The organism is Mesorhizobium sp. M0040 (genome assembly GCF_040323505.1).
Lineage (GTDB): Bacteria > Pseudomonadota > Alphaproteobacteria > Rhizobiales > Rhizobiaceae > Mesorhizobium.
In genome coordinates, this window is the sequence record NZ_JAMYVA010000002.1 from 243,471 (window position 1) to 269,639 (window position 26,169).

Consider the following 26,169-nt stretch of genomic DNA (forward strand, 5'->3'; position numbering starts at 1 on the left):
TGCAATTGCTGGCGCAATGCTTGCCGCGCAACAATGTCGAGACTATGGTGCGCCGCTTCGCTTTCGGCTAGAAGGCGCGCACGACAAACACCTACAGCGCCGCGCGTCTTCTCAGACGCGCAAAGGACGCTGTAGCAATTTAAATTTGGCGCATGATCCTTTCCGAAATCGACTGCGATTTTCGGGGTCATGCGCTAGTCCCAAGGAGTTGGACGACATGCTAAGAGGCTCGCTGACCGCGCTCGTCACACCGTTCGAAAAAAGCGGCCGTTTCGACGAGAAAGCCTTTCGCGCGTTCATCGCCTGGCAGATCGCCGAAGGCACGACGGGCGTGGTCCCTGTCGGCACCACCGGCGAGTCGCCGACGCTGTCGCATGACGAGCACCGCCAAGTCGTCAAGGTTTGCATCGAGGTCGCCAAGGGCCGGGTTCCGGTCGTCGCCGGCGCCGGCTCCAACAACACCGACGAGGCGGTCGGCCTGGTCCAGTATGCCGAGAAGGCGGGCGCCGACGCGGCCCTTGTCGTCACGCCCTATTACAACAGACCGACGCAGCGCGGGCTCTATGCGCATTTCGCCGCCGTCGCCAAGGCGACCAGCCTGCCGATCATCATCTACAACATTCCACCACGCTCGGTGGTCGACATGAGCCCGGAGACGATGGGGCAATTGGTGCACGACTTCAAGAACATCGTCGGCGTCAAGGATGCCACCGGCAAGGTCGAGCGGGTTTCGGAGCAGCGCGCCACCTGTGGCAAGGATTTCATCCAGCTCTCCGGCGAAGACGCCTCGGCGCTCGGCTTCAACGCGCATGGCGGCGTCGGCTGTATTTCGGTGACGGCAAATGTCGCACCCAGGCTTTGCGCTGAATTCCAGCAGGCAACGCTTTCCGGCGACAGCGCCAAGGCGCTCGACCTGCAGGACCGTCTGTTGCCGCTGCACAAGGTGATTTTCATGGAGCCCGGCGTTTCCGGCGCGAAATATGCGCTGTCGAAACTGGGTAAGGTCGAGAACGTGCTGCGCTCGCCGCTAATGACGGTCGAGCCGTCGACCGCCGAAAAGATCGACGCGGCGATGAAGCACGCCGGCTTGATAAACTAAGGATGAGGCGCCACCTCTCCGCATCATGAATCAAGTCAGAAAAGCCGATCCCAACAACAAGACCGTTGCGGAAAACCGCAAGGCGCGGTTTTCCTATGAGGTGCTCGACACGATCGAGGCCGGCCTGGTGCTGACCGGTACGGAAGTGAAATCGCTGCGCCAGGGCCAGGCCAATATCCAGGACAGCTACGCCTCGGTCGAGGGCGGCGAGATCTGGCTGATCAACTCCTATTTGCCGGAGTATCTGCAGGCCAACCGCTTCAACCATGAGCCGCGCCGCCGCCGCAAACTGCTGCTCAACAAGCGCGAGATGGCCAAGCTGGCGCAAAGCGTCGACCGCGAAGGCATGACGCTGGTGCCGCTGAAGATCTACTTCAACGACCAAGGCCGTGCCAAGCTGCTGCTCGCCGTTGGCCGCGGCAAGAAGCTGCACGACAAGCGCGAGACCGAAAAGCAGCGCGACTGGTCGCGCGAGAAGGGCCGGCTGCTGAAGGAGCGAGGGTGAGGAGCGGTCCGCGAAGCGGAGGAAAAGCCAGCGATTTGGCTTTTCGAGCGACGAACGCCCGGAGCCATAGCGGCGGGCAGGGCGGACCAAAAGGGATAGGTCTCGTTTGAAAAACCGGATCGTCTTATGGGGCGCGGCCGGTCTGCTCGTGGCGGGCCTCGTTCTGGCCGGCGGCTATACCTACTTCCAGACGTTTTCTCCGGACCGCGGCAAATATCCGGTCAGGGGCATCGACGTCTCCCATCATCAGCGGCAGATCGACTGGCGGCGTGTTGCCGCCGACGATGTCGCCTTCGCCGTGATCAAGGCGACGGAAGGCGGCGACCATGTCGACGATGCCTTCGCCGCCAATTTGCGCGCGGCCCGAGCCGCCGGCCTTGCCGTCGGTGCCTATCATTTCTTCACCTTCTGCAGGCCGGGTGCCGATCAGGCACGCAACTTCATCTCGGTGGTGCCGCGCGATCAGCCTTTGCTGCCGCCGGTGGTAGACATCGAGTTCGGCGGCAATTGCCCGCAGCGGCCAACCCCCGAACAGCTGAACGCCGAGCTTTCCGCCTTCCTCAGCCCGGTCGAGGCGGCGTTCGGCAAGACGGCGATCCTCTATGTGACCGACGAGGCGGCGCAAGCCTATGCCGGGCAGCTAGCCAGCCGCCCGCGCTGGCTGCGTTCGCTGGCGCTGCGGCCGGGCCATGACAACTGGATCTACTGGCAGTATCACAACCGGGGCCGCGTCGACGGCATCAGCGGCGACGTCGACCTGAATGTTCTCCAGGGCGGACCTGCGACGCTGGCCGCATTGTTTGCCGCAGCGCCTGAAGCGACGGCGTCGGATTGACGCTATTCCTGTCCACCAAAACACCCTCGATGGCCCGAAGACAGAGCGACGAAGCGTTCCCCATGTGGCTATTCATATCGCAGGCGGCGCCGTGCTAAGTACATTTGATGCCGGAGCGCCCTTCATCAACCAATGACAGCAACGCCCCGCCTGCTGCGACGGACGGCGGCGACCCCCGCCTGGCATTTGTCTATGCGGAGGCGGTGCGTGGCCTCCAGCACCAGCAGGGCGTGGTTGAAAGTCTCAATACGCGCGCCGGCAATCTGATCTTCGCAACCGCGTTCGCGAGTTCTCTCCTCGGAGGCAGGGCGCTCCTGGATGGCGTGGGGCCTTGGGACTGGCTGGCGCTGACATTGCTTTTTCTTATCGGGCTGCTGGTCGCGATTATGGTGTGGCCGTATTATAACTATACGTTCCGTTTCGATCCAGAGAAGCTGCTCCAGGACTTCGTCGATCAGCACCCTCCCGCAACCCTGGACGGGATGCACCGAGCGCTTGCGCTGCGCATCAAATCCGACATGGCCAGCAATTGGCGGATCATCCAACGCCTGCGCGTCGCGCTGCAGCTTGCACTGTTTCTGTGGTTGCTGGATCTCCTGGCCTGGTTGTTCGCGATCGCCCGAATCTAGGGCTCGTGCCCTGGCGGGCCTCGTCCGACTCTATGTCTTCAGAAAAGCTTCTATCTGACTGAAGACGTTGACGAACATCGCTTCCGTCAACACGCCGGTATTGGTGTTGTAGCGCGAGCAATGATAGCTGGAAAACAGCGTGATGCCATTGGCCTGCTGCTGCCCACCATGCCGGAACGGATAGGCGGCAACGCGTTGGCCGAGCGCCCGCACGGTCGACTGGTGCGCGATCGAGCCAAGCGCCAGCACAGCGCGCAGATTTGGAAATCGCGCGATCGTCGGCACCAGGAACGTCCGGCAGGTCGCTATCTCGGCGCCAACCGGCTTGTTCTCCGGCGGCACGCAGCGCACCGCATTGGTAATCGCCGTACCGACAAGCTCCAGCCCGTCATCCGGTCGCGCTTTGAATTCGCCGCGCGCAAAGCCGTGCGCGATCAGCGTGTTGTAGAGCAGGTCGCCGGCAAAATCGCCGGTGAAGGGACGCCCCGTCCGGTTTGCCCCGCGCAGGCCCGGCGCCAGCCCGACGATCAGCAGACGCACTGCATCCTCGCCTTCCGGCGGCAAAAAGGTCGGCACCGGCGCGTTGAACCAGGACGGCTCGCGCCGCCGCCACTCGGCGATGAAGTCGTGCAACCGCGGGCAGAGCGGGCAATCGCGATCGGGTTCGGGGGAGACGACCAGGGGCGCGGTCAAGGCAACGACCGTCAATAGTCTTCCTCGTCGACTTCGGCCGGTTCGGGCCGGCGCACCGGCCGCTCCGACGGATCGCGGCCGACTTCATTCTTGAGCGTCATCAAGTCGATGAAATGGTCGGCCTGGCGGCGCAGATCGTCGGAGATCATCGGCGGCTGCGAAGCCATGGTCGAGACGATCGACACCTTGCGCCCGCGCCGCTGCAGCGCCTCGACCAGCGTGCGGAAATCGCCGTCGCCCGAAAAGATGACATAATGGTCGACGACATCGGCAAGCTCGAGCGCATCGACGGTCAGCTCGATATCCATATTGCCCTTAATCTTGCGCCGGCCGGTCGAGTCGGTGAATTCCTTGGCCGGTTTGGTCACCACCTTGAAGCCGTTATAGTCGAGCCAGTCGATCAGCGGCCGTATCGAGGAGTATTCCTGATCCTCGACCAGCGCGGTGTAGTAATAAGCGCGCAGCAGATAGCCGCGTTTCTGGAAGCTCGCCAGAAGTTTGCGGTAATCGATGTCAAAGCCCAGCGCGCGCGAGGTGGCGTAGAGATTGGCACCGTCGATAAAGAGAGCGATTTTTTCACGAGGATCGAACATGGAAAATGTCCTTTTTCGAAATAAGCGGTCGTCTAAATGGGTGGCGACTATCGGCCGGTCTGATAATAGACCTGTTGGCCTTCATCGTTCGAGATAACGCCAGTTTTACGGCAATCCAAGGCACCATGCCGCACCGCAAGCAATTGTGATCGGCGCTGTGTCGTCGCAGGCGGCCCGCGTCAGAGCTGCGCACCGCCATAAAAGCTTGTATTTTGGCGGCGTTCAGGTTATGGACCGCGCCTGTTTTCCATCAAATCCAGGCATGAAAGGGGCAACTCATGGCCCGCGTAACCGTTGAAGATTGCATCGACAAGGTCGACAACCGCTTCGAGCTGGTGCTCTTGGCCGGCCACCGCGCCCGTCAGATCAGCCAGGGCGCGCAGATCACCGTACCGCGCGACAACGACAAGAACCCGGTCGTTGCGCTCCGCGAAATCGCCGAAGAGACGCTGTCGCCGGACGACCTCAAGGAAGATCTCATCCATTCGCTGCAGAAGCATGTCGAGGTCGATGAGCCGGAAGCCGATGGCGAGGCGATTGCCGACCAGACCGGCAGCGCCGTTGCGGCCACCGATGCCGACGACGCCGAGGACAACGTCACCTTCGATCGCATGACCGAAGAAGACCTGTTGGCCGGCATCGAAGGTCTGGTACCGCCGGAAAAAAGCGACGATTATTGATCTTAGCAATAACTGCCGACACTTTCGCGTCGGCAGTTTCGTGGCTATCTATGACATGCGCCGTACGCCAGTGCGGCGCATGATTCATTTCAGCATTGCGAGATCCCGCCCATGATGCGTCAGTATGAGCTTGTCGAGCGCGTCCAGCGCTACAAGCCTGACGTCAACGAGGCGCTGCTCAACAAGGCCTATGTTTATGCCATGCAGAAGCATGGCCACCAGAAACGCGCCTCCGGCGACCCCTATTTTTCGCATCCGCTCGAAGTCGCCGCCATCCTCACCGAAATGCACATGGACGAGGCGACGATCGCCGTTGCCTTGCTGCACGACACGATCGAGGACACCACGGCGACCAGGGCCGAGATCGACGAATTGTTCGGCCCGGAAATGGGCAAGCTGGTCGAGGGCCTGACCAAGCTGAAGAAGCTCGACCTCGTCTCGAAGAAGGCCGAGCAGGCGGAGAACCTGCGCAAGCTGTTGCTGGCGATCTCGGAAGACGTGCGCGTGCTTCTGGTCAAGCTCGCCGACCGCCTGCACAATATGCGCACGCTCGACCATGTGCCGGAAGCCAAGCGCCTGCGCATCGCCGAAGAGACGATGGACATCTACGCGCCGCTGGCCGGCCGCATGGGCATGCAAGGCATGCGCGAGGAGCTGGAGGAGATTGCCTTCCGCTTCATCAATCCGGAAGCCTACCGCGCCGTCACCGCACGGCTGGCCGAAATCTTCGAGCGCAACAAGGGCGTGCTGTCGGAGATCGAGAAGGCGCTCTCCACGCTGTTCGACAAATATTCGATCAAGGCCGAGGTCAAGAGCCGGCAGAAGAAGCCGTGGTCGGTATTCCGCAAGATGGAGGCCAAGGCGCTGTCGTTCGAGCAGCTGTCCGACATTTTCGGCTTCCGCGTCGTTGTCGAGACGGTCGAGGACTGTTACCGCGCGCTCGGCGCCATCCACACCAGCTGGTCGATGGTGCCCGGCCGCTTCAAAGATTACATCTCGACGCCGAAGCAGAACGACTACCGCTCGATCCACACCACCATCGTCGGCCCGTCGCGCCAGCGCGTCGAATTGCAGATCCGCACCTATCAAATGAACAAGATCGCCGAATACGGCGTCGCGGCTCATTCGATCTATAAGGATACCGGTGGCAAGATGAATGGTGCCGCCCATGCGATCTCGAAGGAAACCAATGCCTATGCCTGGCTGCGGCGCACCATCGAGCAGCTTGCCGAAGGCGACAATCCCGAGGACTTCCTCGAAAACACCAAGCTGGAACTGTTTCAGGACCAGGTATTCTGCTTCACGCCGAAGGGCATGCTGATCGCGCTGCCGCGCGGCGCCACGCCGATCGACTTTGCCTATGCCGTCCACACCGACGTCGGCGACACTTGCGTCGGCGCCAAGGTCAATGGCCGCATCATGCCGCTGATGACGGAGCTGAAGAACGGCGACGAGGTCGAGATCATCCGCTCGAAGGCGCAGGTCCCGCCGGCGGCGTGGGAATCGGTGGTCGTTACCGGCAAGGCACGCTCGGCCATCCGCCGCGCCACCAAGAACGCCATTCGCAAGCAATATTCAGGTCTCGGTATCCGCATTTTGGAGCGCGCCTTTGAACGGTCCGGCAAGACCTTCACCAAGGAAAGCTTGAAGCCGGTGCTGCACCGGCTGGCGCGCAAGGACATCGAGGATGTGTTGGCCGCGGTCGGCCGAGGCGAACTTGCCTCCACCGATGTCATAAAGGCGGTGTTTCCCGACTACAAGGACGAGCGTGTCACGCTGGTCGCGCCCAAGCAGCGCGAGGAGGGCTGGTCGAAGATCCGCAACGCCGCCGGCATGCTGTTCCAGATTCCGGGCCGCGCCGCACGCAAGGACAAGAACCAGCCGCGAGACGATGCGGTGCCGATCCGCGGCGTGCGCGGCGATCTGCCGGTGCGCTTCGCGCCGGAGGGGGCAGTGCCAGGCGATCGCATCGTCGGCATCGTGCAGCCGGGAACCGGTATCACCATCTATCCGATCCAGTCGCCGGCGCTGCAGGCCTTTGACGACCAGCCCGAGCGCTGGATCGACGTGCGCTGGGATATTGACGAGCGCACCAAGGAGCGGTTCCCGGCGCGCGTCTCGGTCACCGCCATCAACGCGCCGGGTTCGCTGGCCGACATTGCACAGGTCGTCGCATCCAACGACGCCAATATCCACACTCTGTCGATGGTGCGCACCGCGCCCGATTTCACCGAAATGCTGATCGATCTTGAAGTGTGGGACCTCAAGCACTTGAACCGGCTGCTGTCGCAGCTAAAGGACAATTCGAGCGTCAGCGATGCAAGGCGCGTGAATGGGTGAATAGTGAATAGTGAATAGTGAATAGTGAATAGTGAATAGTGAATAGTGAAGAGGGTGCTCTCACTACCATTCACCATTCACCATGGACATGGAGTGAACGATGAACACCGATGAAGTGCTGGGCATTTTCCGCGAGGCCGGCGCCGTTCTCGAAGGGCATTTCATCCTGACGTCGGGCCTGCGCAGCCCGGTCTTCCTGCAGAAGGCGCGCGTTTTCATGCATGCCGACAAGACCGAGCGCTTGTGCAAGGCGCTCGCCGAAAAGATCCGCACTGGCGTGCCCGGCAGGATCGACTACGTCGTCGGCCCGGCGATCGGCGGGCTGATCCCGGCCTATGAGACCTCGCGCCATCTTGGTGCGCCGGCGATCTGGGTCGAGCGGGAAGGGGGCGAATTCAGGCTGCGCCGCTTCGAGATCGCCAAGGGATCGCGCGTCGTCATTGTCGAGGACATCGTCACCACCGGCCTGTCGATCCGCGAGACCATCGACTGCCTGCGCGGCCTTGGCGCCGAAGTCGTTGCCGCCGCATGCATCATCGACCGCTCGGCCGGCAAGACCGATGTCGGCGTGCCGCTGATCGCGCTCGCCGAATATGAAGTTCCGGCCTATCCAGCCGACATGCTGCCGCCCGAGCTCGCCGCCATACCGGCGATCAAGCCGGGCAGCCGCAATATATGACTGAGACGCTGCCGTGATTGCTGGCATCGATCATTTCGTGCTGACAGTTCGTTCGGTGGACGATACCTGCGCCTTCTATCAGCGCGTGCTTGGCTTCGAGCGCCTCGACGAGCCGGATCGACCAACGGCGCTGCTGTTTGGAACGCAAAAGATCAATGTGCATGAGGTCGGGCGTACCTTCGAGCCGAAGGCCAAGGCGCCGACGCCGGGCTCCGGAGATTTCTGCTTGATTGCTGCCCGGCCGCTCGCCGAGATATGTGCCAACCTCGCCGCCAATGGTGTGGTGATAGAGGTCGGCCCGGTCGAGCGTGCCGGCGCTCGTGGCGCGACAATGTCGGTCTATTTTCGTGACCCGGACGGCAACCTCGTCGAGGTCAGCGAATATCGATCCTAAGCGACGCTCCTTAAATTCGCCGCGATCATACCCTGTTCAGAACGGCGATACCCAAGGCTGGCGCGACCGGCCACCGAGCGGATGCCTCGGCCTCGTTGTTCTTCGGCCAGCGCATCGCTATATCAAAGTCGTAGTTGCTTTTCGGCGACCGCAGAGCGCAGGGCTGTCGCGCCCGGCTGGAGAAGCCGGCGTGAAGCTATTGACGGAACTAGGAACAGGAACAGAGTGCTTTTTCGACGGCGCAAGCCTGATGGTTTTTTCGAGCGGGTGCGTACTTATTTGTGGCCGCGCCGCTCGTTCTCGCGCTCGCTGCGGTATTTTTCCAAGCGCATCCTGCGGCTTAGGGCCACGCCGCATGCCGTGGCCGCCGGTGTTGCGGCGGGCGTATTCGCGTCGTTTTTCCCGCTTGGCTTTCACTTCATCATTGCTGCCATCCTGTGCTGGCTGATCGCCGGCAATCTGGTCGCGGCAGCACTCGGCACGGTCTTCGGCAACCCCCTGACCTTTCCGCTGCTATGGGCCGCCTCCTGGGAGGTCGGCAAGCTGATCCTGCATGAACACCTGCCGGCGCATGGCCCGCCCGCGCATCTCGGCGACATGCTGCATAATCTTTCCTTTGCGCAATTGTGGGGACCGGTGCTGAAGCCGATGACGATCGGCGCAATACCGCTCGGCCTGGTTTTCGGCCTGCTGTTTTACGGCATCACCCGCTGGGGCATGGTCACTTTCCACGAGCAGCGCCGCAAGCGGCTGGCCGAAAGAGCGGCAAAGGCTGGAAAAACCGAGCCGGAAGTTCCTGCCGAATGATTATCGGTATCGGCAGCGACCTCATCGACATCAGACGCATCGAGAAGTCGCTGGAACGCCATGGCCAGCGCTTCATCCAGCGCATCTACACCGAGATCGAACAGGCGCGCTCCGAAAACCGCGCGGCGCGTGCGGCCTCCTACGCCAAGCGTTTCGCTGCCAAGGAAGCCTGCGCCAAGGCATTGGGTACCGGTCTGGCGCAGGGTGTGTTCTGGCGCGACATGGGGGTCGTCAACCTGGCCAGCGGCAAGCCGACCATGGCGCTGACCAATGGGGCGGCAGCGCGACTGGACGAAATTCTGCCTGAAGGGCACCGCGCGGTGATCCACCTCACCATCACCGATGATTTTCCGCTCGCTCAAGCCTTTGTGATCATTGAAGCGTTGCCGGTCGAAGAAGCGCCACATTGATTGCATCTGACCACCGGCATGACGTTGCCCAGCGCGCGCCGAGACTCTATACCATCCAACGCACAATCGAGGACGACATGAGCGTGGCTGAAAAAACCCAGAAGAAATCCGGCGGACTTGGCGAAACCGTCAGCGTCATAGTCCAGGCCCTGCTGCTTGCGCTGGTCATCCGCACGCTCCTGTTCCAGCCGTTCTCGATCCCGTCCGGGTCGATGCGGCCGACTTTGCTCGAAGGCGACTATCTCTTCGTCACCAAGTGGTCCTACGGCTTCTCCCGCTATTCACTGCCGTTCGGGCCGAACATCTTTTCGGGCCGCATCTGGGGCTCAGAGCCGAAGCGCGGCGACGTGGTGGTGTTCAAGTTTCCGCCGGATCCTTCTGTCGATTATATCAAGCGCGTCGTCGGCCTGCCGGGCGACAAGATCCAGGTCAAGGATGGCCAGCTCTTCATCAACGACGTGGGCGTGCCGCGCGTCAAGGTCGGGCAGATCGACAACCGCGACATCACCGAGGAGAACGGGCCGGTCGATGTCTATCGCGAGACGCTGCCGAACGGCGTCAGCTACGACACGCTCGACCTGACGCAGGCTTCGATCGGCGACAATACCAAAGAGTTCAAGGTGCCGCCCGGTCACTATTTCATGATGGGCGACAATCGCGACAACTCGTCGGACAGCCGCTTCACCGTCGGCTTCGTGCCGGACGAGAATTTGGTCGGCCGCGCCAACCTCATTTTCTTCTCGATCGGCGGCAGCGCCAGCCCGCTCGAAATCTGGAAATGGCCGTCACTGATGCGCGCCTCGCGCCTGTTCGATTTCGTCAATTAGGGCCATGGCGGCGACGAAACGGCTGACCGCCGATGCGCTCGCCGAGGCGCTCAGGGAGCGCACCGGCCACAGTTTTGGCGACCATCAGCGCCTGCAGCGGGCGCTGACCCATGCCAGCGCTCGCGGCAGTCACGCCGGCATCGACTACGAACGTTTCGAATTCCTGGGCGACCGCGTTCTCGGCCTTGTCGTTGCCGATATGCTGCTGGCGGCATTTCCCGACGCCGCCGAGGGTGAGCTGTCGCTGAGATTGAACGCTCTGGTCAACGCTGAAGCCCTGGCGGAAATTGCCGAGGAGATCGGCCTGCCGGAACTTATTCGCGCCGGTTCGGACGTACGCGGCCTCGACGGGCGCAAGCGCGTCAATCTGCGCGCCGATGCATTGGAATCGCTGATCGCCGTGCTCTATCTCGACGGAGGGTTGGAAGCGGCCCGTGCCTTCATCCACAGATACTGGCAGCCGCGCTCGCAAGCCATTGACGCCGCCCGTCGCGATGCGAAAACCGAACTCCAGGAATGGGCGCATCAGGCGGCAGGCGCAGTGCCGGTTTACATAATCGACAGCCGCGAGGGACCGGACCACGATCCGCTGTTCACCGTCAGTGTCAAGGTCGGCGCCTATCCGCCGGCGACCGGCAGCGGGCGCTCCAAGCGCGAGGCGGAGCAGGCTGCAGCCGCGGCACTTCTGCAGCGGGAAGGCGTCTGGCTCGATCAAGGGAGTGCCGCATGACCGCCACCGAAGCTCCGGCAACAGAAGCTCCCGCTACCCGCTCCGGCTTCGTCGCGCTGATCGGCGCGCCCAATGCGGGGAAATCGACGCTGGTCAACCAATTGGTCGGCGCCAAGGTGTCGATCGTGACGCACAAGGTGCAGACCACGCGCGCCATCGTGCGCGGCATTGCCACCCACAACAACGCGCAGATCGTCTTCGTCGACACGCCGGGCATATTCAAGCCGAAGCGCCGGCTGGACACCGCGATGGTGACCACAGCGTGGGGCGGTGCCAAGGACGCCGATATCGTGCTGCTCTTGATCGATGCCGAGCGCGGCATCCGGGGCGATGCCGACGCCATCCTCGAGCGGCTGAAGGATGTCCGGCAGCCGATGGTGTTGATCCTCAACAAGGTCGATCGGGTCAAGCACGAGACGTTGCTGGCATTGTCGGCGGCAGCCAACGAAAGGGTGCCGTTCAAGCGCACCTTCATGGTTTCGGCGCTGACCGGGTCCGGCTGCAAGGACCTGCTCGACTATCTCGCCGAGACCTTGCCGGCCGGCCCCTGGTACTATCCGGAGGACCAGATCTCCGACCTGCCGATGCGCCAGCTCGCGGCCGAGATCACCCGCGAAAAGCTCTATCTCAGGCTGCATCAGGAACTGCCTTATTCCTCCCACATCGAGACCGAGAAATGGGAAGAGAAGAAGGACGGCTCGGTGCGCATCGACCAGACAATCTATGTCGAGCGTGACAGCCAGAAGAAGATCGTGCTCGGCCATAAGGGCGAGACGATCCGCGCCATCGGCCAGGCCGCGCGCATGGAAATCGCAGGCATACTCGAGCAGAAGGTGCACCTCTTCCTGTTCGTCAAGGTGCGCGAGAACTGGGGCGACGATCCCGAGCGCTACCGTGAAATGGGGCTCGAATTTCCGCACTGAGCCTGTTTGGGCGATCCGCAGAGCGGCCTGTTGGCCGCCTCAGGATTCTGAGCGGTCGCCGGGCTGCCCGATTGGTCGACTTGCATATTGAACAGCCGGCCGAATCATTCCGGGAGGCCATGCGCCGGCCATGTCGGGCCGACCCGTTCCTTGGGGGTACCGGCGCGACGGGAAATCCTGAGCGGTTTCTGAGAAATTTCCGATACTTCATGCAAAACAGGCCAGCTGACCGGCTGGAACTCCTGCCGATACTGCGATCGAGCATGGTTACCGTTTGTCGTCTCTCCGTCATACACCCTGCCTATAGGCGTGCGAAGACCCGCTTCCGAGCAAACCGGAACAGGCGGGCAAGCAGCCAGATTAGGACATGACCAGGACTTGGAATCGCATCGACCCCATCCGTCAGATCGAGTTTGCAAACGCCGTCGCTGTTGAGATCGAGCGCGTGCTGGCGCGGCAAGGCAAGGTTACGAACAGCGATGCGGTCGTTGCAGCGGGCAGGGTCGCCGGCGCCGTTGCCGCCGCCGTCGCTTTGCTTGCGCCGACCGACATCAGTGCGATCGACACCATGCAGGAAAGATTACCCGGCATGGCGTCGCGTTTCGTGCGGATATTGGCAGCCGAAGCTGCGGAACGCCGTGCCCGGACGCATCTGTCGACGGCGCACGAAGGCCAAGGGGCAGACATCCAACACCTGGCCGGAACGGGCGACCTCGACTCGATGAGGCTCGAGGACTGGGCCGGTCGGGTCGCCGGGTCGACGTTCCTGCAGCAAAATCTCGGCATATCGCGCTCGACCCTGCATCGCTGGCAGCGGAGCGGCACCGTCGTTGCGTTGCGCACCGGTGGCCGCAAACATGTATTTCCCCTGGCCCAGTTCATCGACGGCAGGCCGGCGCCGGGTATCAAGGAAGTGTTATCCGCGATGCCCGATCCACGGCATGCCTGGTCGTGGCTGATCGGCCCCGCGCCCGGCCTCGCCGGACGTATTCCCATTGAAATGCTCAAACGGGATCTGGTGGCAGAAGTCGTTCTTGCCGCACAGAACGCAGCGATGGCGAAGTCGCCTTGATCTCGCTGCCAACGTTAGAAGTCTATTCCAAAAAAAGAACACGTAGAAGGAATGTATGTCGGACTCGTATCGGTTTGCCGGCTAATGGCATAAGTATATTTTTGTACAATTGTGACAGTGTGTCGTTTGTGCCGGGGGCAAATTGTGAAGAAAATATAAAGTGATATTTGTGCAACATGAATTTATTCTGTTATACAAACATTGATTATTTTTGGAATCGTCATTGAGACTGGAATGCGGATGAGTATGTTCGCCGCCTGAAGAGGGGGTGCGGTGCGCGCCTTTTTCGACGTGGGTGAGGCGTTCAGCCGTTCAACCCATGAATCCAAAGCCATTTTTAACTTTGACTGGAGAGGTCAGAAAATGAATATCAAGAGCCTTCTTCTCGGCTCAGCCGCGGCATTCGTCGCGGTCTCCGGTGCGCGCGCCGCCGACGCTGTTGTGGTCGCCGAGCCGGAACCCGCCGAATACGTCAAGATCTGCGACGTCTACGGCGCTGGCTACTACTACGTCCCCGGCACCGAAATCTGCCTGCGCATCGGCGGCTATGTCCGCTATGACGCCAGCTTCGGCGACGCCGGCCGCGTTTTCGATGGCGCAACGACACACGACCTTATGGACGGTGACGAGCAGCAGACCTGGAACAAGAATGCCCGCTTCAATCTGAAGACGTGGACCGGCCAGGAGACCGAGCTCGGCACGTTGAAGACCTATACCGAGACCCGTTTCAACTTCGGCAACACCAAACACACCGTGAGCGGTGTTGATTTCAGCGTGCAGGACAACAAGGCGGTTACCCTGAACTTCGCCTGGATCCAGCTTGGAGGTTTCCGCGTCGGTAAGGATGAAACTGTCTATGATTCGTTCATTGGCTACGCCGGCAACGTCGTCCAGGACACTATCATTCCTTACGGCACCAAGGACACCAACCTGATCAGTTATTACTTCGACGGCGGTAATGGCTTTACGGCAGTCGCCTCGGTCGAAACGGGCTCCGGCGCTAGTCAGTCGATCGACAGCTATGTTCCGTTTGTCGTCGGCGGCGTGAAATACAAGGGTGACTGGGGTGCGATCACCGCGGTCGGCGCCTATAACAGTGCGTCGGAAGAATGGGCCGGCAAAGCTCGCCTCGACGTCAAGCCGATTACTGACCTGACCCTGTTCGTGATGGCGGGCTACGGCAGCGACGACAACGTCGCGAAGAACTTCTACAAGCCGTGGACTGGCAACTTTGCCGTCTGGGGCGGCGGCAGCTATGCCGTCAACAAGAAGACGTCTTTGAACGCCCAGGTCTCCTATACCGACGACCAAGACTTCGCCGTTGCGGCGAATGTCGCCTACACCATCGTTCCTGGTTACACGATCACCGCCGAAGTCGATTATTACGACAATTTCGATGCCGACGATGCCGACACAATCGGCGGCATCTTCCGCTTCCAGCGCTCGTTCTGATCAAACGACGATCTCGCAAAAAACGGCCCGTAGCGATACGCTACGGGCCGTTTTGGTTTGGCGGCGGATACGTCGCACATCTTGATTTCGCCATCCAACCGGTGACAAGCTCTCGTCATGGAATGGCGCGACGAGGGAATCATTCTCGGCACCCGCAAGCATGGCGAAACCAGCGCCATTCTCGAGGTGATGACGTGCGCGCATGGCCGCCATCTCGGTCTCGTGCGCGGCGGCCGTTCGCGCAAACAGCAGCCTGTCTTGCAGCCCGGCAATCGCGTCGACCTGTTGTGGCGGGCGCGGCTCGACGAGCATCTCGGCACCTTCCAGGTCGAGGCTATCGAGATGAACGCCGCCCGGCTGATGGACAGCGCCGTTGCCGTCTACGGCCTGCAGACGATGGCCGCGCATTTGCGTCTTCTGCCTGAGCGTGACGCCCATGGCGGCCTTTACGAGACGCTTGCGGTGATGATCGCTCATCTCGACGATGCCGATGCCGCCGGCGAGCTGGTGGCCCGCTTCGAGCTGCTGGTACTCGACGAACTCGGTTTCGGCCTCGATCTCAGCCAGTGTGCGGCGACCGGCACCAGGCAGGACCTTGCCTATGTCTCGCCGAAATCCGGCCGCGCCGTGTCGCGGGCGGCGGGCGCGCCGTGGCGCGACAAGATGCTGGCGCTGCCTGCCTTCCTGCAGCGCGGCTCCGGGCTGCGCGCCGATCCGGCGGCGATCGAGGACGCCTTCCGGCTGACCGGCTTCTTTTTGACCCGCCATGTCTACGAACCGCGCGGCATCGAGCCTCCCGGCGCCCGTGCCGGGTTTCTCGCCGCCTTGCGCAGGCATCATTCACCCGGCCATGAATCCGGCAAGGCAAGCGCCGGGGAAGCCGCCACCGGGGAAACCACCAGATGAGCGAAGTTGAACCTGATCCCGAAAACGTTTCGCCGCTCGGCCTTGGCACCATTTCGCAAGTGGGCGAGGCCTATGCGACGGCCGAGTTCAAAGTGAATTTGACGCGGCCGATCACGCCAAGGACGGGCGAGGTGGTGTGCGAGGGCAAAGTGGTGCACAAGGGCCGCACGCTGACGGTTTCGGAAGCGGCGCTGAAGGACGCCAACGGCAAGCTGCTGGCTTTCGCCACCGAAACATGCTCGATCTTTCCGGCCAATCTGGCGGCACGTTGAATGGACCGGCCGTTTGGCCGCCGCATTTGAATGTCACTGAACATTGAATGTCAGTGACAACTGGCCTGGTTTGGGGGAACCGCCATGTTTGAAAGCCTGATTGGCCTCGTCGCCATCATCGCGCTGTTCGTCATCATTTCACGCCAGCAGAGCCGCATCGGCCTGATCGAGCGCGAGCTTGGCGCCTTGCGCAGCCTTGTGCTTTCGGGCACGCTTGCGCTGCCGCCGCAAGCCAAGGAACCGGCTGCAAACGACAGCAAACCGGCGGATGCCGCAATCCCGCTTGCGGCCGCAGCCGACATGGCCGTATCGCCACGGACCGCAGCGGTCGTGTCAGCTACAGAGGCCGATGCCGATACAACGGCGCCGTCCGCGCCGGAGTCGGCGCAACCGGCGGCAGCGGCGAAGGCAGCTCGCCAGTCCGACGTCGAAACGGCGCTCGGTACCCGCTGGGCGGTCTGGGTCGGCGGCATCGCGCTGGCGCTGGGTGGCTTGTTTCTGATCCGCTACACCATCGAGGCCGGCATTTTCGGGCCACGCGTGCGGCTTGTCATGGCGGCGGCACTCGGGCTGGTGCTGGTCGCCGGCGGCGAGTTCATCCGGCGCACCGGCTTCAGGGTGCCGGTGCAAGGTGCCGCCGGTGCCTATATCCCGGCGATCCTGACGGCGGCCGGCGCTTTCATCCTGTTCGGTACCGTCTACGCCGCGTACAGTATTTACGGCTTCATCGGCCCGACGCTCGCTTTCACGCTGCTCGGCGCCATCGGGGTGGCGACGATCGCGGCAAGCCTGGTCCACGGTCAGGCGCTGGCCGGCGTCGGCCTGCTCGGTGCCATGGTGACGCCGCTGCTGGTCGCCTCGCAGGCGCCCAATCCGTGGGCGCTGTTCGGCTATCTGGCGATCGTGCTCGCCGCCACCTGCGTCATTGCCCGCATCCGCGACTGGAGGCTTTTGATGGCCGCAGCCTTCGTCGCCACGGGCATCTGGACCATCTTCTACATGACCGACGCGCCGGGGGCGAACCTTGCCGTCATCCTCTTTATCGACGGGGTGACACTGGCCGTGCTCGCCTTCGTCTGGCTTGGCCGCCGCGACGAAGCGGTCGCCGGCAGCGGCTTCGACTGGCCGTCGATCGCGCCGGGCTTCTTCGTCGGCCTTTCGGCGCTGGCCCTGTTTGTCGATCCGGCCTTCGCCGCCATCCGCGGTGCATTGCCGGGGGCCGCCCTTGTCGCAGCCCTGGTGGCGGTGGCGCTCTACCGGCCGCGGGCGCTTGCACTGCTGCACGCCGCCGGGCTGGCGACGGTACTGGTCTATCTCGGCATCATTCCGCCGACCACGATCGCTTCCGATTTTTCGGGTGGCGCCCTCGGCGTCGACGGCATGCCGGTCGTGGCGTCCGATGCCTTGATGCTCAGGGTCGGCATCGCTCTCGGCCTGGTCTTCATCGGCGCCGGCTTTTGGGCGGCGCGCCGTTTTGCGGCCTCTGGCTGGCTGCGCGCCGCCGCATGGGCGGCCTGGAGCGCTGTCGCGCCACTGGTCCTCCTGCTGGCGCTCTGGTCTACCTTCGGCAATCTCGACCGAGACCTTGCTTATGCGGCGGTCGCAGCCGTTTTGGTCGGCGTTTTCGTCGCCGGCGGCGAGTGGATAGCGCGCGGCGAAGCGCCGCCGCTGACCGGCGGCGCTGCTGTCTCCTTCGCGCTCGGCGGGGCGGCGATTGCCGGCCTGCTGATGCTGCACATGGCCTTTGGTTCCGGCTGGACAACCATCCTGCTCGGAGCAGCCGCCCTCGTGCCGGCGCTGGCGACGCGCTGGCGCAGCTATCCGGTGCTTGGCTGGATTTCCGTTGGTGCGGTGATTGCAGTGCTCGGCCGCGCTGCCTTCGACCCGACCATCGTCGGTGCCGAGTTCCTGTCGAAGACGCCGGTGTTCAACTGGCTGCTGCTTGGATATGGCGTGCCGGCACTCGCTTTCGGTTTTGCCGCCTGGCAGCTTGCCCGAACCACCAACGGCCGACCGCGCCTCGCAATGGAGGCCGGCGCCGCGCTGTTTGCCCTGCTCACCGTCGCCATGCTGGTGCGCCATGCCATGCATGGCGGCGTCATCGATACCGCTGCTGCGACGCTTGCCGAACAGGCGATCTACACGCTGATCGCGATCGGTGGCGGTGCCATCCTGGTCGCCATCGACATGCGCTCGCCAAGTTCGGTGCTGCGCTACGGCTCGATTGCAGCGGGCGTGGTCTCGGTCGCGTTCATCGTCCTCCAGCATTTTCTGGCGCTGAACCCGTTGCTGACGGATGAATCGACCGGCAGCATTCCGGTGTTCAACCTTCTGTTGCTCGCCTACCTCTTGCCGGCAGTCGCGACAGGCGCACTGGCGCTCTATACCCGCGACAAGCGGCCGAAATGGTATGCGGCCATGCTGGCGGTTGTGGCGGCGGTGCTCGCCTTCGCCTATGCGACGCTATCGGTCAGGAGGCTGTTCAAGGGTGAGTTCATCGGCCTGTGGAGCGGCCTCGGCCAGCTCGAGACCTATACCTATTCGGCGCTCTGGCTGGTCATCGGCGTGGTGCTGCTCACCGCCGGTGTCTGGCTGAGGTCGCAGGTGCTGCGCATTGCGTCGGCGGCGCTGATCTCGGTCGCCGTGCTCAAAGTCTTCATTTTCGACATGTCGGAGCTGGAAGGCGTGTTGCGGGCGCTGTCCTTCATCGGCCTCGGCGCGGTGCTCATCGGCATCGGCTTGTTTTATCAGCGGCTGCTGACAAGGGCCGCGAGGGAGGCCTAAGGGATCAGGGGAGATCGCTGGAGTCACGGCCTTCCTCAATTTTCCAAGGATGCAGAAAAGGCGCTGTCGCCGAAGCTGCCAATCTCCCCACTTGTGGGGGAGATGCCCGGCAGGGCAGAGGGGGGGCGAAGGAACGCGGCCTCAAAGGCGAACAGGGCGAAGCGAATTCGCATTTTTTGCCGGTCGCAACGTATTTTGTTCTTGCTTTGTGCCGGCAGCTATGGTACTAATTTGCGTATGGTGCCAATTGGCTCCAACGACCCGCCCGCCGAGGCGGGTTTTTTGTGTGTGCCGAGCATGATCGACAGCTCGGAGGTGCAAGTCCTCTACCCAGCCTGATGGCGGCGAAGGGTTATTGAAGCACAAGGGCGTCGTCGTGAGGCGGGGTCTGAAGGAAGTGTGGAGCAAAACCGCGACCCGATGGACAAGAACCGGATATGAGGCCTACCCGGCCGGACGAGCGGGCAACTGACCGCGAAGTCCAAGGTCATCAAGGGCCGGGGTGGTAAATCTGGCGGGTGTGCGGGGAAGGCGGTCGACTGTCGCCGAAACCGCCAATCTCCCCCTTGCGGCGGCAGGCCAGAGGGTGTGCGAAGGAACTCGACGGCTCGATTCTGGATCGCTGGGCCTTCCGGCACGTGCCAAGGCGGGATATCGGGTCTTTGTCGCGTCGCTCGCGATGGGAGGGATTCTGTTTGCCTCTCAATCCTGCCGGGAATAAACCTGCCGCTGGCAGCGTTATTCAGATGCTTGGGTGACCGGGGCGGCGGACCGCTTCGCGCTGGCCGCTTGCGCCGCGCCGCGAAGGCGCGTTCAATCACCACGGACAGGGCTCCAGAACCAGCGGTCATGGACGAAAAGAAGGCAGCAATCCTTGGTGAAATACCGCGTCTGCGCCGCTATGCACGCTCGCTGTTGCGCGACCGCGATTCCGCCGACGATCTCGTCCAGGATTGTCTCGAGCGGGCACTTGTGCGGCTCGACAATTGGCAGACAGGAGAAAGCCCCAGGAGATGGCTGTTTACGATCATGCATCATTTATTCATCGACCAGATGCGCAAGGTGAACCGGCGCGGCGAGGCAGCGATGCTGCCGCTCGAGGCGAGCGAGGCGCAGGCAGCACCCGCCGAGCAGATCGAGAGCATCGCTTCGCGCGAGATCGTCGAGGCTCTGCAGGCGATCAGCCCAGACCGGCGCGCGGCCCTTGTGATGGTCGCCATCGAAGGGTTTTCCTATGCCGAAGCCGCCAACATCCTTGGGGTTCCCGCCGGCACCTTGATGTCGCGCATCGCGCGCGGGCGTGAGGAACTGCGCGCGCTGCTGGATGATACCGCGCGCCGCCGATCGATAAGGATCGTCGAGAAATGAGCCGGCGCGATTTCTCCGAACGCGACATTCACATGGCGCTCGATGGCGAGTTGCCGGGCGACGAGCGGACGGCCTATGAGGCATGGCTCGACGCCAATGCCGAGATGAAGGCCAAGAGCGCACGCTACGCCGCCGATCGGGCAGCGTTGCGCGCGGCCTTTAACGGCGTGCTGGACGAACCCGTCCCGGTGCGGCTGAATAAGGTGGTGCTCGGCGAGGCGCCGGTGGTTAAAGCGGCGGCGTCGCGCTCGCGTTGGTGGCTTGCGGCCGCCGCTGCCGCCATGCTGGTGATTGGCGGTGCTGGCGGCTATCTTGCCGGCATCGGCGGCCTCGGCCTGGAAAATACGGCCGAGGACCAGCTTGCCGAAGAGGCGATTGCCGCCCACGTCATCTATGCCGCTGAAAAGCGGCATGCTGTGGAAGTGCCGGCAAGCGACAAGGATCATTTGCAGAACTGGCTGTCTAACCAGGTGGGTTTGAAGCTGGTGGCGCCAGATCTGGCGGCGCAGGGGTTCCAACTGGTCGGTGGCCGGCTGCTGCCTGCCGGCCAGGGCAAGGCCGCGATGCTGCTTTACGAGGACGACAAGGGCGAGCGCATATCGCTCTTCGTAATCGCCGAATCGGCGGCCAAGGCCAAGGGCACCTATGGGTCCGAGGAAAATGGTCCTGAGGCCGTCTACTGGCTGGACAAGGGTTATGGCTGCGCCGTCGTCGGATCGCTGCCGCGCGAGCAGCTGGCTGCTGTGGCCAAGAGCGCCTATGGCCAGCTTCTGGCGGGCTTGAAAAGCTGAGCAGGATCTCGTTTTTCCGGAGCCGCGCCGATGCCGAAACACGAAGGTCGTTTCAAAGCCTTTGCGCGACCTGCCTGCCTTGAAAACTGTCACAATTCGGCCCTAATCGAGGTGCGATAGCGCTTGCTGAATGCTGGCACTTCGGCTGGTGTGACCGATGTTTAGACTAGGGCCGTTTCCACAACCCAATCGAGGTTTTCTGAGCCCGCATGCCTGCCGAGATTCGCAAGGCCCGCGCGTCCGACGTCGATGACCTCGCCGCCATTGAAAAAGCTGTTTTCTCGAGCGACCGCATTTCTCGCCGCTCCTTTCGCCAACTGATCGAACGCGACACCGCCGAACTGCTGGTTGGCGAGAACGATGGCCACGTCGCCGGCTATGCGGTCGTGCTGTTTCGCAAGGGCAGCGGCGTCGCACGACTCTATTCGATCGCCGTCGGTCCATTTTTCGGCGGCCGTGGCGTTGGCCGCCTGCTGCTGGAAGAGGCTGAAGCCGCCGCTTTCGAGCATGGCCGCATGATGCTTCGTTTGGAAGTCCGCGAGGACAACCCGCGCGCCATCCAGATCTACGAGCAGAGCGGCTACCGTAAGATCGGTCGTGAACCGGACTACTACGAGGATGGCGCCACGGCGCTGCGCTATGAAAAGACCTTGCGCGGCGACATTCCGGTCGCCACCGAAGTGCCGTTTTATCAGCAGACTTGCGAATTCACCTGCGGACCATGCTGCCTGATGATGGCGATGGCTAACTTCGACCCCGGATTCGTGCCGGATCCGGTGATGGAAATCCGGCTGTGGCGTGAGGCGACGACCGTTTTCATGATGTCGGGGCCGGGCGGCTGCGAACCGTTCGGGCTGGCTGTCGCCGGTTATGAGAGCGGGCTTGCTGCTGAGATCTATGTCTCCTTCTACGGCGCGCTGTTCCTGCAGTCGGTGCGCAGCGAGGACAAGCGCCGGGTCATGGAGCTGGCGCAGGTCGACTTTCGCCGCCGCGCGGAACTTTACGGTATCCCGGTGAATTACCGTTCATTCGGGCTTGACGACATTCGCACCGCGATCGCAGAGGGAAAACTGGTGCTGGTCCTGATCAGCGGCTTCCTGATGTTCGGCAAGAAGGTTCCGCACTGGGTATTGGCCATCGGTGACGACGGCGATCATATCCTGATCCACGACCCCTGGGTCGAGGACGAGCGGCAGGAGACGATCCTCGATGCTGCCAACATCCCCGTGCCTTACGGCATCTTCATGAACATGGCGCAATTCGGCCGCGACGGATTGCGCGCCGCCATCACTCTCGGAAAGCGCGACAGCCAATGACCTGGGTCATCCTTACCGGCCGGCAGAACGATCTCGACCAAGTGGCGACGCCGCACAAGATCATCACCAATCGCGACTACCTTGCCCATCCGGCACTGTTTCGCGGTCAGCGGCCGAAGGTCATCAACCTGTCGAACAATTATGGCTACCAGAGCCGCGGCTATTACGCGTCGCTGCTTGCTGGTTCGCGCGGCCATAAGGTCATCCCGACGGTCGAAACGATGATCGACCTGTCAGAACGCAAGCTCTATGAGCACGCGTTGCCGGAACTCGAACTCGCACTCAACAAGTGCCGCAAGGACCTGGGTGGCGCTTTTCCGCAGAAGGTCTGCATCTTCTTCGGCATCGGACCATCCAGGATCTGGGACCGCTTCGCAAAACTTCTGTTCGACTGGTTCCGTGCCCCGGCGCTCGAGCTACACATCAGGGACAGCGCCGAATGGGCCTCGATCCGCAAGATTGGCTTCCATCCCCTGGCCAGGATGACCGAGGACGAGGAAACGCACTTTCTCCAGTGCCTGGAGACCTACACCAACCGCGAGTGGCGCGACACCAAGGGCCGCACTCCGGCGCGCTACACTTTCGCAACGCTGGTCGATCCGCATGAGGAACTGCCGCCGTCGGAGATTTCGTCGCTGCGCCACTGGGCCAAGATCGCTGAAAAGATGGGCGTCGAAATCGAGCCGATCACCAAGCGGGATCTGGCCAAGCTCGCCAACTACGACGCGCTGTTCATCCGCGAGACCACTTCGATCTCCAACCACACCTACCGCTTTGCCCGCCGCGCCCAGCAGGAAGGCATGCCGGTCATCGACGATCCGCTGTCGATGATCCGCTGCACCAACAAGGTCTATCTCAACGAGCTGATGACCTACAACAAGGTACCGGTGCCGCCGACGGTGATGATTGCCGGCACCTCGGACCTGGAAGTTGCGGCACAGACGCTGGGCTTCCCGCTGGTGCTGAAGATCCCGGACTCCTCGTTTTCGCGCGGCGTCAAGAAATGCGGCACCTTTGAAGAGTTGAAGACGCTCGCAACCGAATGGCTGGAGGATTCCGACCTCCTGATCGCGCAAAAATTCATTCCGACGGAATATGACTGGCGTGTCGGTGTCCTCGGCGGCCAGCCCTTGTTCGCCGTCCATTATCTGATGGCCAAGAAACATTGGCAGATCGTCAATCATAAGGCCAACGGCAAACCCGACCAGGGCGGCATCAAGACCTTCACCCTGAAGGAAGCACCGGCCCATGTCGTCGAGACGGCGGTGAGCGCGGCGCGCTGCATTGGCGACGGCCTCTACGGCGTCGACCTCAAGGAAACCAGGGACGGCGTCTTCGTCATCGAGGTCAACGACAACCCCAACCTCGACCACGGCTGGGAAGACTCCGGCGAAAAAGACGAGGTCTGGGTGCGGCTGACGCAGTGGTTCCTGGAGCGGCTGGACCGGCCGGGGCGATAATATCCGAACTGAGGGGAAAAAGATGCTGTTCTTCGTAACCGAGGATTTTCGCGGCTGCGACCGCAAGGAGATCTACCGCCGTTTCCGCGACCAGGGCCGCCTGAAGCCGGACGCGCTTCTCGTGCACCACAGCTGGATCGCAGCGGATATGAGCCGCTGCTTCCTGCTGGTGGAGGCCGATGACGTCACGCTCCTGCAGCGGTGGGTCATCGAATGGGCGGATCTGGTCGAATTCGAGATCGTTCCCGTGGCGACGAACAAGGATATGGTGGAGGCATTGAGCGGACATCTCTGACCCGTTGGGAACCTCCTGGTTCGCCACACCTGAATGCCGCCTTCTCCTATCAAGGAATTAACACGCGGATCGAGCGTCATCTCAAGGAGATCTAAGGCGGTTGCCCGCGCTTCCGCGAGACTGTCGCACTTAGCCGGACTGCCGGATCGTCGCGCTCGACTTCAGCAGCCGATTAATGTCCGACGCCTTTGACGGCACCCCGATCAAATAGCCCTGGGCCTCGACACAACCCTCCTTTTGCAGGAATTCAAGCTGCGCTTCGGTCTCGACACCTTCGGCGGTGACGGTGATGCCCAGCTGTGCGCCAAGCCCGATGATGGTGCGCACGATCGCCGCGGTATCGCGACTGTCGATGTCATGGGTGAAAGAGCGATCGATCTTGATCTTGTCGACGGGAAAGCGCCTGAGGTAGCCCAGCGACGAATAGCCGGTGCCGAAATCGTCCAGCGCGATGCGGACTCCCAGATCGCGTAGCTGCCTGAGTGTCTTGAGCACCAGATCGCTCTCGTCCATCAGCACCGTTTCGGTGATTTCCAGTTCAAGCCGGTTGGCCGGCACGCCCGAGAACGCCAGTGCCGAGATAACGCTGCGGGCAAAGGTACCGCTTTTGATCTGTACGGCGGAGACATTGACGGCGATGCGCCAAGCCGCCCAGCCTGCCGCGGTCGTGCAGGCTTTTCGCAGCGCCCATTCTCCAAGCGGCACGATCAGCCCGGTCTCCTCGGCGGCCGGAATGAAGTCGTCCGGCCGTACCAGGCCGCGCACCGGCGAACGCCAGCGCATCAAGGCTTCGGCACCGACGATTTCGCCGGAGGCGATGTTCATGATCGGCTGGAAATCCAGCTCGAATTCCCGGCGCGACAGCGCTGCCCTGAGATCGATTTCGAGCGCCCGGCGTGCCCGCACCATCGCGTCCATGGCTGGTTCGAAGAAGCGGTACAGGTTGCGCCCTTCGCTCTTTGCCCGATAGAGCGCCATATCGGCATTTTTCAGCAAAGTGTCGGCGTCCTTGCCGTCATTCGGAAACAGCGCGATGCCGAGACTGATGCCGACACGCATGTCGTGTCTTTTGTCGCGAAACGGCTTTCCGATGATCTCGACGATGCGTTTGGCCAGCTTTTCCGCGTCGCCCGGGCTTTTGAGATTGAACTGGATGATGACGAATTCGTCGCCGCCGAAGCGGGAGACAACGTCCGTTTCATTGCGCAGGCACCGTTGCAGCCGTTCGGCCACGCATTTCAGCAGCCAGTCGCCGGAAGGATGGCCCCAAGTGTCGTTGACCGCCTTGAAGTGATCGAGGTCGAGCGAGAATATCGCCAGCGATCCGTCTCTCGTCTCACTCAGGGCTTGGTCGAGCCGTTCGCGAAGCATCGAGCGATTGGGCAGGTTCGTCAGTGTGTCGTGGTGCGCAAGATGGGTCATGCGCTCTTCCACACGCCTGCGCTCGGTGACGTCGTCGAACGTCGCGACCCAGCCGCCGCCGCTCATCGGCCGGCGCGCAACCAGCAGCGTCCTGCCGTCAGCGAGATGGCGATGCGTTACGTGTGTTTTCCCCGCCCGCAGGCAGGCTTCGATTTGCGAGATTTCGCTGTCGGGGTCGAGCTTTGTATAAATGCCCAGTTCCAGCAGCCGCTTGAACGCATCATGGTGACTCATGCCAAGCGGGAAGTCGGCCGGCCTGACATGATAAAGTTCCAGGAAACGTTCGTTGCGGACGATCAGCTTGCCATCCGCATCGTACATCAAAAGGCCTTGCGACATGTTGGCAAGTGCCGCGTCGAAACGGCGGTGCTGCTCCTTCAACTCCTGCTCGGCGCGCCGTTGCTCGGTGATGTCCTCGTAGATCGATACCCAACCGCCTGACGCCAGCGGCCGGTGCGAAATGTTGACGATACGCCCGTCTGCAAGCGTTTCCTCATAGGTGGAAGGTTTTGCCTGGTCGATATAGGGCTTGCGGATGGCATAGAGTTGCTCAGCGCTTTGCGAGGCGATGCCGATATCCACGCTGTGCTGGAGGATGTCGAAAAACCGGATGCCGGGCCGCACCACTTCGGCGTCGAGGCGAAAGATGCTGATGTAGTTCCTGTTGCAGATGATCATCCGTTCATCGGCATCGAACATGCACAGGCCATGCGACATGTTCTCGACCGCTGCCGAAAAACGCTCGTTCTGTTCGCGCAGCTCGTCTTCAATAGGTTGCGGCTGACCAACGCCTTTGGCCCTCCGTCGGCGGACGGACGAACCAGCCTTGATACCGGCAACGGGCATGAGGCAAGCCTATGGACCATGGTTAACCATGGCACTGTTGT

General features: G+C 62.2%; 26 protein-coding genes. 23 read left to right on the forward strand and 3 right to left on the reverse strand.

What is annotated here, in order from left to right:
- Window positions 1-217 precede the first annotated feature (217 nt).
- The 4 genes from dapA to NKJ91_RS02800 all read left to right on the forward strand — a co-directional run bounded on the left by dapA (window position 218) and on the right by NKJ91_RS02800 (window position 3,068).
- Window positions 218-1,099: a 4-hydroxy-tetrahydrodipicolinate synthase gene (dapA, locus tag NKJ91_RS02785; protein WP_352454367.1), complete on the forward strand. Its 882-nt coding sequence runs from the start codon at window positions 218-220 to the stop codon at window positions 1,097-1,099.
- Between the two features lie 25 nt (window positions 1,100-1,124).
- Window positions 1,125-1,604: an SsrA-binding protein SmpB gene (gene smpB, locus NKJ91_RS02790; RefSeq protein WP_023768487.1), complete on the forward strand. Its 480-nt coding sequence runs from the start codon at window positions 1,125-1,127 to the stop codon at window positions 1,602-1,604.
- Between the two features lie 106 nt (window positions 1,605-1,710).
- The gene (locus NKJ91_RS02795; RefSeq protein ID WP_352454368.1) at window positions 1,711-2,439 is read left to right on the forward strand and encodes a GH25 family lysozyme; all 729 of its coding nucleotides are present in this window, start codon (window positions 1,711-1,713) and stop codon (window positions 2,437-2,439) included.
- Window positions 2,440-2,546: 107 nt separating this feature from the next.
- The gene (locus NKJ91_RS02800) at window positions 2,547-3,068 is read left to right on the forward strand and encodes a hypothetical protein (protein WP_352454369.1); all 522 of its coding nucleotides are present in this window, start codon (window positions 2,547-2,549) and stop codon (window positions 3,066-3,068) included.
- A gap of 30 nt (window positions 3,069-3,098) precedes the next feature.
- Here NKJ91_RS02800 and NKJ91_RS02805 read toward each other — a convergent pair whose 3' ends face one another.
- Complete coding sequence (locus tag NKJ91_RS02805; protein ID WP_352454370.1) at window positions 3,099-3,776, reverse strand: uracil-DNA glycosylase; 678 nt, start codon at window positions 3,774-3,776, stop codon at window positions 3,099-3,101.
- Window positions 3,773-4,354 (reverse strand): LabA-like NYN domain-containing protein, encoded by a 582-nt coding sequence (locus NKJ91_RS02810; protein ID WP_023677774.1) that lies wholly within the window; start codon window positions 4,352-4,354, stop codon window positions 3,773-3,775. The genes NKJ91_RS02805 and NKJ91_RS02810 overlap by 4 nt, the downstream gene beginning before the upstream one ends.
- A 278-nt stretch (window positions 4,355-4,632) precedes the next feature.
- Between NKJ91_RS02810 and rpoZ the strand changes: the two genes are divergently transcribed.
- The 19 genes from rpoZ to NKJ91_RS02905 all read left to right on the forward strand — a co-directional run bounded on the left by rpoZ (window position 4,633) and on the right by NKJ91_RS02905 (window position 23,860).
- Complete coding sequence (gene rpoZ / locus NKJ91_RS02815) at window positions 4,633-5,034, forward strand: DNA-directed RNA polymerase subunit omega (RefSeq protein WP_023677773.1); 402 nt, start codon at window positions 4,633-4,635, stop codon at window positions 5,032-5,034.
- Between the two features lie 111 nt (window positions 5,035-5,145).
- A complete protein-coding gene (locus NKJ91_RS02820) occupies window positions 5,146-7,374 on the forward strand; it encodes a RelA/SpoT family protein (protein ID WP_352454371.1) in 2,229 nt (742 codons plus the stop codon).
- A 100-nt stretch (window positions 7,375-7,474) separates the two neighbouring features.
- Window positions 7,475-8,053 (forward strand): orotate phosphoribosyltransferase, encoded by a 579-nt coding sequence (gene pyrE, locus NKJ91_RS02825; protein ID WP_352449004.1) that lies wholly within the window; start codon window positions 7,475-7,477, stop codon window positions 8,051-8,053.
- 13 nt (window positions 8,054-8,066) lie between these two features.
- Window positions 8,067-8,447 (forward strand): VOC family protein, encoded by a 381-nt coding sequence (locus NKJ91_RS02830; protein ID WP_352454372.1) that lies wholly within the window; start codon window positions 8,067-8,069, stop codon window positions 8,445-8,447.
- A 225-nt stretch (window positions 8,448-8,672) separates the two neighbouring features.
- Complete coding sequence (locus NKJ91_RS02835) at window positions 8,673-9,254, forward strand: DUF2062 domain-containing protein (RefSeq protein WP_352454373.1); 582 nt, start codon at window positions 8,673-8,675, stop codon at window positions 9,252-9,254.
- Complete coding sequence (gene acpS, locus NKJ91_RS02840; protein ID WP_023719885.1) at window positions 9,251-9,664, forward strand: holo-ACP synthase; 414 nt, start codon at window positions 9,251-9,253, stop codon at window positions 9,662-9,664. The genes NKJ91_RS02835 and acpS overlap by 4 nt, the downstream gene beginning before the upstream one ends.
- Before the next feature lie 77 nt (window positions 9,665-9,741).
- Window positions 9,742-10,491: a signal peptidase I gene (gene lepB, locus NKJ91_RS02845; protein WP_023677767.1), complete on the forward strand. Its 750-nt coding sequence runs from the start codon at window positions 9,742-9,744 to the stop codon at window positions 10,489-10,491.
- A gap of 4 nt (window positions 10,492-10,495) precedes the next feature.
- Window positions 10,496-11,221: a ribonuclease III gene (gene rnc, locus NKJ91_RS02850; protein ID WP_023677766.1), complete on the forward strand. Its 726-nt coding sequence runs from the start codon at window positions 10,496-10,498 to the stop codon at window positions 11,219-11,221.
- Window positions 11,218-12,144 carry a GTPase Era gene (gene era, locus NKJ91_RS02855; protein ID WP_023677765.1) on the forward strand — a complete coding sequence of 309 codons (927 nt, stop codon included), beginning with the start codon at window positions 11,218-11,220 and terminating at the stop codon, window positions 12,142-12,144. The genes rnc and era overlap by 4 nt, the downstream gene beginning before the upstream one ends.
- A gap of 367 nt (window positions 12,145-12,511) precedes the next feature.
- Window positions 12,512-13,216 carry an antitoxin Xre/MbcA/ParS-like domain-containing protein gene (locus NKJ91_RS02860; protein ID WP_352454374.1) on the forward strand — a complete coding sequence of 235 codons (705 nt, stop codon included), beginning with the start codon at window positions 12,512-12,514 and terminating at the stop codon, window positions 13,214-13,216.
- Window positions 13,217-13,579: 363 nt separating this feature from the next.
- Window positions 13,580-14,668, forward strand: a complete 1,089-nt coding sequence (locus NKJ91_RS02865; protein WP_352454428.1) for a porin — start codon at window positions 13,580-13,582, stop codon at window positions 14,666-14,668.
- 117 nt (window positions 14,669-14,785) lie between these two features.
- Complete coding sequence (recO, locus tag NKJ91_RS02870; protein WP_352454375.1) at window positions 14,786-15,574, forward strand: DNA repair protein RecO; 789 nt, start codon at window positions 14,786-14,788, stop codon at window positions 15,572-15,574.
- Window positions 15,571-15,846 (forward strand): PaaI family thioesterase, encoded by a 276-nt coding sequence (locus NKJ91_RS02875; protein WP_352454376.1) that lies wholly within the window; start codon window positions 15,571-15,573, stop codon window positions 15,844-15,846. The genes recO and NKJ91_RS02875 overlap by 4 nt, the downstream gene beginning before the upstream one ends.
- A gap of 84 nt (window positions 15,847-15,930) precedes the next feature.
- Window positions 15,931-18,630: a DUF2339 domain-containing protein gene (locus tag NKJ91_RS02880; protein WP_352454377.1), complete on the forward strand. Its 2,700-nt coding sequence runs from the start codon at window positions 15,931-15,933 to the stop codon at window positions 18,628-18,630.
- Window positions 18,631-19,479: 849 nt separating this feature from the next.
- Window positions 19,480-19,998: a sigma-70 family RNA polymerase sigma factor gene (locus NKJ91_RS02885; protein ID WP_352454378.1), complete on the forward strand. Its 519-nt coding sequence runs from the start codon at window positions 19,480-19,482 to the stop codon at window positions 19,996-19,998.
- Complete coding sequence (locus NKJ91_RS02890) at window positions 19,995-20,789, forward strand: anti-sigma factor family protein (RefSeq protein WP_352454379.1); 795 nt, start codon at window positions 19,995-19,997, stop codon at window positions 20,787-20,789. The genes NKJ91_RS02885 and NKJ91_RS02890 overlap by 4 nt, the downstream gene beginning before the upstream one ends.
- A 209-nt stretch (window positions 20,790-20,998) precedes the next feature.
- Window positions 20,999-22,105, forward strand: coding sequence for a peptidase C39 family protein (locus NKJ91_RS02895; protein WP_023677756.1), 1,107 nt, complete (start codon window positions 20,999-21,001; stop codon window positions 22,103-22,105).
- The gene (locus NKJ91_RS02900; RefSeq protein WP_352448993.1) at window positions 22,102-23,565 is read left to right on the forward strand and encodes a RimK family ATP-grasp domain-containing protein; all 1,464 of its coding nucleotides are present in this window, start codon (window positions 22,102-22,104) and stop codon (window positions 23,563-23,565) included. The genes NKJ91_RS02895 and NKJ91_RS02900 overlap by 4 nt, the downstream gene beginning before the upstream one ends.
- 22 nt (window positions 23,566-23,587) lie before the next feature.
- The gene (locus NKJ91_RS02905; RefSeq protein WP_023719871.1) at window positions 23,588-23,860 is read left to right on the forward strand and encodes a DUF3303 domain-containing protein; all 273 of its coding nucleotides are present in this window, start codon (window positions 23,588-23,590) and stop codon (window positions 23,858-23,860) included.
- A 129-nt stretch (window positions 23,861-23,989) separates the two neighbouring features.
- Here the strand turns inward: NKJ91_RS02905 and NKJ91_RS02910 are convergent, their stop codons facing one another.
- Window positions 23,990-26,128: a putative bifunctional diguanylate cyclase/phosphodiesterase gene (locus NKJ91_RS02910; RefSeq protein WP_352454380.1), complete on the reverse strand. Its 2,139-nt coding sequence runs from the start codon at window positions 26,126-26,128 to the stop codon at window positions 23,990-23,992.
- Between the last annotated feature and the right edge of the window lie 41 nt (window positions 26,129-26,169).